Below are 1,322 nucleotides of genomic sequence, written 5' to 3'. Positions count from 1 at the left end.
CCTGCGCCGTCGCCGGATTCGCGGCGACGAACGCGGCGAGGTCGGACTCCACGCCGTTGCCGCCGGCGATCTTGCCCGCCGTGGTCAGATCCAGCATCAGCGAGGCCACGTAGGTCTGCGTCAGCAGCACGCGGCCCGCTGCGTCGTAGCGCGTCTCCGTCACGCTCTGCGAGGCCGGATAGGTGCCCGCATCGCCGTTCGCGCGCAGCGCGTAACGCTGGCGACCCGCGCCGTCGTACACGTACAGCATCACCGCATCGCTCGCGGCACCTGCACCCACCGCGCCTTCGATCTGCCCCTGGGTGATGCCGTCGGTCACCAGCGCCAGGCTGATCCGCTGCGCGTGCTGGCGCGTCGCCACCACGCGGCCCGCCGCGTCGTACCACGTCCCGCTCACCGCACCGGTCGCGTCCACGCTGTAGCGCCGCTGGCCGGCGGCGTCGTACACGTGGCGCACCACCATGTCGTTGGCGCTGGCCAAGTTGCCGAGATCAAGGCTGGCGACCGTCGTCGTGCCCGCCTTCAGGCCGTCGTGCTGCGCCGCCGACATCGACAGCGTCTTCACGTAAGCCACTTCGCGCAGCACACGGCCCGCGCTGTCGTACACGGTCTCGCGTACGCCCCCCGTACCATCGATGCTCAGGCGCACCCGCCCGTCGCGGTCGTACACGCGGTACGTCACCTCGTCCAGCGCATCGTTGCGGTAGCCCTGGCTCTGCACATGCGTCGCGAAGTCCGCCTCGCTCGGCGTCGCCGGCAGGCCGCCCACGCCCACCTTGGCGTAGCGACGGGTCATCGTCGCCCGACCCGCCGCGTCGTAGGCCACCTCCGTGATCCCGTTCAGCCCGTCCACCGTGAACCGCAGCCGGTTCGCCGCGTCGTAGGCGTAGCGCGTGACCCGACCACTGCCATCCATCTTCGATACGACGTTGTCGTTCGCGTCGTAGGCGTAGGTCGTCGTCAGGTTCAGGCTGCCCGAACCGCGGATCTCCTTCGTCCGCCGGCCCAGCGCGTCGTACTCGTAGGCCGTGGTCATCGCCGCCGGGCTGTCCGCGCCTTCGGTCACCGTCAGCTGGCGACCGTCGCGGTCCCAGGTGTAGGTCGTGCGCAGGTTCAGGCCGCCCGGATCCCGCACCGTCTCGGTCAGGTTGCCCTTGCGGTCGTAGGCCATCGTCGTCACGCGGCCGCTGGCGTCGGTCACCCGCACCTGCCGGCCCTGCGCGTCGTAGGCGGTGGTCGTGGTCAGGTTGAGCTTGCCCGCACCCGGATCCTCGATCCGCTGCAGCATGCGACCCGCCGCGTCGTAGCGGTACTCCACGCGA

1 pseudogene is annotated in these 1,322 nt (G+C 70.7%); it reads right to left on the bottom strand.

Annotated elements, in window-relative coordinates:
- Positions 1–1,322: pseudogene (locus tag ACFQ0E_RS19085) on the bottom strand (hypothetical protein); the annotation flags it as partial.

This window comes from Lysobacter brunescens (assembly GCF_042677005.1).
In the GTDB taxonomy this organism is placed as follows: Bacteria; Pseudomonadota; Gammaproteobacteria; order Xanthomonadales; family Xanthomonadaceae; genus Lysobacter_I; species Lysobacter_I brunescens.
Note: the sequence above shows the minus strand (reverse complement) of the source record. Positions and strands in the feature narration are given on the sequence as shown.